This window comes from Bacillus sp. CCNWLW194, assembly GCF_037120585.1.
GTDB classification, from domain to species: Bacteria; Bacillota; Bacilli; order Bacillales; family Bacillaceae_G; genus Bacillus_A; species Bacillus_A basilensis.
Window position 1 is genome coordinate 24566 of record NZ_JBBBBL010000013.1, and the last position, 6524, is coordinate 31089.

Sequence of the window (6524 nt, forward strand, 5' to 3'; positions counted from 1 at the left end):
ATCACATCTTTGGAAACCATTATAACTATGCTATAATAGATAAATTAAATCTTTTATTATATATTTGGAGGCACTATGCTAACTTTTGAAGAAAAATTATCGATTATTGAATCTTTCCCTGAATTAGAAAGAAAAAACGTATCATTAAAACGCGTGAACTTTCACTTTGAAGAAAGTCGTTTAGATAAAAAGAACGTTGTTTATCACTTACATCCAAATGGAAACGGCTTTGTATATGCAAACTTCATTAAAGGTTATAAAACAGATGATAAAGGCATGATTAACATCCGTGAGTTTTCAGAAGAAGAACTGCGTTCATTAATTGAAAAAGTAATTGAACGTCTATCACAGGAGCCAGAAGAAATTGTTACACCAATGGAACCTGCTGCAGAAGAAGAATGGAAGAACGAAGATGGCCACATCCTAACTCTTATTCAAGAGGATGATATGTGGAACGTGTACGCTGGTGTAAACTTAGACGGTACATTCAACTCTTATCCAGAAGCTGCGGAATACCTTGATGAAGAAGGTTTTTCACGTAAATAAAAATAGAAAGTGGGTATCCCCCACTTTCTATTTTTTTGTACCCTTCAACGACTCTCTCAGGACAAATTTTTGTAATTTTCCACTCGCATTACGAGGCAGTTCATCCACAAATAAATAGTGACGAGGACGTTTATAATCTGCTAATTCATCACTTTCTTTACAATATATTTCCAAATCATCTTCTGTAATCGTTTCATCTTTCTTTACAACGACTGCCACAACACGTTCTCCCCATAATTCATCTGGTTCACCAAGTACGGCAACATCTAATATACCAGGATGACTATGAAGGAAATCTTCAATTTCACGTGGATAAATATTAACGCCGCCACTAATCACCATATCATCCACGCGATCTGCGACGAATAAATAACCGTCTTTATCGAAGTAGCCTAAATCACCAGAATGATACCATCCTTTATACATCGATTTTGCATTTGCTTCTTCTCGGTTATGATAACCAGCCATCATAGTTGGGCCGCGCAAAATAATCTCCCCTACTTCATAAGGAGGCAATACATCATCTGGCTCTGCCGGTGCATCTTCGCTTGGTTTTACAATTCGAATTTCATGACTAAAGCATGGTCTTCCCGCTGAACCAGCTTTCGTAATTTGATCCTCTTCTACGAGAAACGCAACAACAGGTCCCATTTCTGTCATCCCATATATTTGAACAAGATCAATATAAAGACGTTCTTTACATTCCTTTACTAGTGCTGGAGCCATCGCTGCTCCGCCATATATACCAATCTTCATCGAAGTTAAATCATACTGTGCTAAATCTTTTTGCAGTAACATATTCCACATCGTCGGTGCTGCAAAGAACGTCGTAATCTTTTCTTCTTGAATCGTATGTAATACTGTTTCTGTATCAAAATGATGTAAAATAACATTCTTTCCGCCAACTTGAATGCGCGGAATAATCCCGGCATTTAACTCACCGCAATGATATAAAGGTGCAACGACAAGCCCCGCACTATCTCTATTGTATTTAAGGAAATACGTACAAATCATACTATGCTCAGTCATTTCACGATGCCGATGAAGTACGCCTTTCGGATGACCAGTCGTACCGCTCGTATACAGCATAGAACAATAATCCATTTCATCAATTTCGATATCTATTTTCTCAGAAGATGCTGCATTTACTTTTTCATGATAAGAACTTGCATAGGAAGGTGTATCGTCTTCTACATACCAAAAAGACGAATTTGGGAAATCTCGTTCAATGATAGCGACAGTTGATTCAACGGCTTTTTCAAAAACAACGACTTTCGAGGATGCGTCCTGGAGAATATACGATACTTCTTTTGCTTTTAAGCGGAAATTAATCGGGTTAAAGATTGCTCCAATTTTCGCACACGCTAAGTAAACGTTTACAAATTCACGGCAGTTATATAAGTAAACAGATACAGTATCTCCCTTTCTTACCCCTTCTTCTAATAGAGCGTGCGCCGTTTTATTTATTTGCTCATCCCACTGTTTATACGTCCAGCGAATATTTTTTTCTGGTTCTACTAATGCCTCTTTATTCGGATACTTACCAACAGATAAATCAAATATTCTCCCTATTGTCATGTACATGCCAACAATTTCCCCCTTTTCTCTTTCATAAATCTATCATTTCGTCCATAAGTAGACATTGTCCTCTATCGATTTGACTAATTTTTCTGATTATTATCGACATAGTTTTACAAACAGCGTTGCTAGATGGTAAATGAAATTATATCGGCGATTTTCCGGATATATCGACCGTAACTTGAAATATATCAGCGATTTTCAAAATATATCGAGCCTAACTCCATTTATATCAGCGATTTTTCAATTATATCGACTTACCGACAAAAACTAACAATATAAAGTAAAACTTTAATCAATCCTCACCAATCGGGCAGTTACGGGCAACTGATATCCTGGGAGTTTTACTGTCCAGCAAATAGCAGGATAAAAAAGAGACTGTCCCGATTCGGAACAGTCCCCTTCTTCTTATACAAATAGCTCTTCTAAAATTTTCAGTTTGTCTTCTGTATATTTTACGAAGCCATCGTTATATGATTTTGGATCTTTCGGATTTGCGAAGTGCGTAATTGCTCCCGTCTTCGGGTGAACAAATTTACTTGATGCACCACAGCCAAGTCCGATAATCGATTGTACTTCTTCCATAATGACAATGTTGTAAATACTTTCTTGCGTCGGCATTGCATACCCAACGTTCTCTAAGTTACCTAAAATATTCTTTTGACGATATAGGTAATATGGTACGTAATTATGCTTTTGCGTCCACTCTTCTGCTTCGTGCATCATCGCTGTAATTTCTTCGCGACCTGCTACTTTATATTTACGTTTGTTTTGCGTCATTTCAGAAGCACGTTTAAATGATAACGTATGAACTGTTAATGATTCTGGCATTAACTTTTCTGTTTCATCTAACGTATGTTTGAAGATATCTAGCCCTTCACCAGGAAGACCAATAATTAAATCCATATTAATATTGTTCATTCCCATTTCACGAGCTAAATGATACTTCTCAATTGTTTCTTCTACAGTATGGTGACGTCCAATTGCTTTTAGTGTTTCTTGATGGTATGACTGCGGATTAATACTAATACGGTCAATGTTCCATTTATTTAACACTTCTAACTTCGCTGGCGTAATTGTATCTGGGCGACCTGCCTCAACTGTTACTTCACGCACATTTTTCACATCTGGGAACGCTTCATACATTTCTTCATACAGCATATCCATCTCTTCTGCTGTAATACTTGTCGGTGTACCGCCGCCGTAATAGATCGTCGTAACTGTTACACCTTTTTCTTTTAAAAACTTACCAATTTCACGAACTTCATAATGTAAACCACCTAAGAACGAATCAACAGATCCTTGGCGTCCATTAATTGCATACGCCGGGAATGTACAATATGCACATTTTGTTGGGCAGAATGGAATACCGATATAAATACTTACTTCCTCTTTCAAACGGTATAAATCCGGAACTACTGCTAATTGGCAATCCACAATACGCTGAAGAAGCTCAATTTTCTCTTCATGAATTAAATAGCTTTCACGAAGTTCTTGGTGTGCTTCTTCTTTTGACATACCATTTTGAAGCATTTTATGAAGAAGTTTTGTCGGACGAACTCCCGTTAAAATACCCCAGCTTTGTTCAAGCCCAGTTAACTGCTGAAGAACAGAAAGATATACATAAGAAACAACGTGCTTCACTTGCTTCATACGCTCTTTTTCATCTGTGAAAGCAGATAAATCTTTTGCGAATGTTTCTTCATACACATTTCCAGTCGCAACATCTGTTAAACGAGCTGATGCTTTCACATTCTCTTCAATGTGTATATCAACGATAAGATTTGCTTCCTCTTGTTCAAATCTAATCGTACTATCTTCAAAAAATAAGCCGCCAATATTTTGTAGCGGACGTAAAAAACGATCATCTTGTAACGTTTTAATTGAAATTAACAACATTATCACCTTTTCATTTGCAAACTCTCTTTAGTTTACTTGAAGGGCGTTTGCAGGTCAATACAGAAGGTTTTACCTTATTTAGATATTCTATTTAAAACAAACTGAATATTGACTTTTAACGAACTTTCTCCAGTTGTATAGACATTAGAATATACTCTTGTTACAATCTAGAACGTATTAGTACTTGCTACTAATTTAAATACATATAAAGGAGGACTCTTAACACGCAATAAAGACTATCACGTGTTAAAACAACTATGAAAAAAAAGTTTTACAACATTTTAGCACTATCTTTAGCATTACAAACATTTGTAGCACCTACCCATTCATTCGCAGAAAATATAGAGAAAACTGCGGAATTGTCTATGGATGAACAAGCTTTAAAAAGCATTGAAGAACATGCAAAACAGCATAGACTTGAAGAAGAAAACGACCTTGAAATCTCGGGTGAATATCTTCTCCACTTATCAACAAAACTTCCACTATACGATTCAAACGACTTAAAAACCAAAACAAATATTGAAATTGCTGAACCAGTAGTAAAGGCAACGAAGAAAAAAGGCCATGCCTATTATATACAAACTACATTTGGTTCTGGCTGGGTTAATAAGAAAAATAATAGTTTAGAAGTACAAGAGATTCATAAACTCTCGAATCAAAAACTAATTGTAACAGAAGAAACATCAGTATATTCATTCCCTTTCCAATCGTTTAAAGAAGAAATGAAATTACAGCCACAAACAGTAGCTCCTACTGAACAAGCTGGGAATTGGTTTAAAATTCAAATAAACGGAACTGAGAAATGGATTTATGCTCCTTCAGCTACATTCGAAGGTACGAAAGCATCATTATTCGAAAAGCCAATTACTACCCAAAATAGAAGTGCAACATTTTTCAAAACACCATCTAATTTGCCTACAAATAACGTTTATGGTGTTACATTTAAAGAAATGATCGTTCCAAAAGGTAATGAAAACATTCGCCCTGGCTACGCAATGGAACCGAAGTACATTACAATTCACGAAACTGCTAATACGAGTAAAGGCGCTAACGCGTTAAATCATGCAAAGTACTTAGATAATCAAGCACGAGGAAAGACTGACCGTTCAGCATCTTGGCATTTCACAGTAGACGACAAAGAAATTTATCAACATTTACCATTAAATGAAGTTGGTTGGCATGCTGGAAATAAGACTGGAAACTATGAATCTATCGGAATTGAAATTGCTGTGAACAGTGATGGGAATTATGCTAAAGCGGTAGAAAACGCACGAAAATTAGCAGCCTATTTAATGAACGAATTAAACATATCTCTAGATCACGTTCAAAAACATCAATTTTGGAGCGGAAAAAACTGCCCTGCATTTATGATTCAACGCGGACAATGGGATGCTTTCTTAAAAGGCACGAACGCTTACTATAATGAACATCGTAAAGATGTTATTCCGCCGCCAGAAGTCCCTCATGAAAAAGATGACATTACAGGTGGATGGTATGAGCAAGACATTCGTCAGTTAGCAGCTAGAAAAATCATGTTCGGTGACGGAAATGGTTCTTACTGGCCAAATCGTCTTGTCACACGAGCTGAGTTTGCAAATTTAATGTCGAGAGCTTTAAAATTACCTGCTGGAAACGCTACATTTACAGACTTAAACGAAGCACATCCATCTTTAGTGGATGGAATTAAACGTGCTGCTAGTGCAGGTATCATCAATGGTCGTGGGAATAATAAATTTGATCCCAATGCTACAATAACACGTGATGAAGCTGTTATTATGATTGACCGTGCATTAGAATATAACTGGATTTATAGAAAAGAAGTGAAATTACCATTCACTGACCAAAACTTAGCATACGATAAAAAAGCATTACAAAACGTTTATGCATATGGAATTGTAAAAGGTAACGAACGGAATGAATTCGTACCAAAAGGCACAGCAACACGCGCTGAATCAGCCGCATTTTTAAACCGAATGCTTAAAGTGATTGAAGCTTAAACAACAAAACTAAAAGGCATAAGAGATAACATTTCTCTTATGCCTTTTATAAAATTTATAAAACTATTAGCTATTTTTAATCATAAATCTAAGACGTATTCCTAATAAAACAAGAGCAAAACCAATGAATGGTAGATAATTCATATCATGTCCTGTGGCTGGAAGGCGTTGTGCATGAGACGCACCTTGTCCTTTTTCTGGTAAGGTAGGTTTTCCTTTATCTACGTTTTCCATTCCTTCACCTGGTTTTTCTGTTCCTTCACCCGGCTTCTCTGTCTCTTCACCCGGTGTTCCTGTCTCTTCACCTGGTTTTCCTGTTTCTTCACCTGGTTTCTCTGTCTCTTCACCTGGTTTTCCTGTTTCTTCACCTGGTTTTTCTGTTTCCTCACCTGGTTTTTCTGTTTCCTCACCTGGTTTTTCTGTCTCCTCACCTGGTTTTTCTGTTTCCTCACCTGGTTTTTCTGTTTCCTCACCTGGTTTTTCTGTCTCCTCACCTGGTTTTTC

Annotated in this window: 5 protein-coding genes; 2 read left to right on the plus strand and 3 right to left on the minus strand. The window is 36.8% G+C overall.

Annotation, left to right across the window (positions count from 1 at the left end):
- Window positions 1-75: 75 nt before the first annotated feature.
- Entirely contained in the window at window positions 76-546 is a 471-nt protein-coding gene (locus V7S50_RS24835; RefSeq protein WP_000955002.1) for a hypothetical protein, read from the plus strand.
- Between the two features lie 27 nt (window positions 547-573).
- Here the strand turns inward: V7S50_RS24835 and V7S50_RS24840 are convergent, their stop codons facing one another.
- Both V7S50_RS24840 and V7S50_RS24845 read right to left on the minus strand, forming a co-directional pair.
- Entirely contained in the window at window positions 574-2130 is a 1557-nt protein-coding gene (locus V7S50_RS24840; protein WP_242256699.1) for a fatty acid--CoA ligase, read from the minus strand.
- A 402-nt stretch (window positions 2131-2532) separates the two neighbouring features.
- Window positions 2533-4023 carry a coproporphyrinogen III oxidase gene (locus V7S50_RS24845; protein ID WP_242256698.1) on the minus strand — a complete coding sequence of 497 codons (1491 nt, stop codon included), beginning with the start codon at window positions 4021-4023 and terminating at the stop codon, window positions 2533-2535.
- Between the two features lie 257 nt (window positions 4024-4280).
- Between V7S50_RS24845 and V7S50_RS24850 the strand changes: the two genes are divergently transcribed.
- Entirely contained in the window at window positions 4281-6020 is a 1740-nt protein-coding gene (locus tag V7S50_RS24850) for an S-layer homology domain-containing protein (RefSeq protein ID WP_242256696.1), read from the plus strand.
- A 66-nt stretch (window positions 6021-6086) separates the two neighbouring features.
- Here V7S50_RS24850 and V7S50_RS24855 read toward each other — a convergent pair.
- The coding region (locus V7S50_RS24855; RefSeq protein ID WP_336376603.1) for an LPXTG cell wall anchor domain-containing protein at window positions 6087-6524 on the minus strand (438 nt) is incomplete at its 5' end.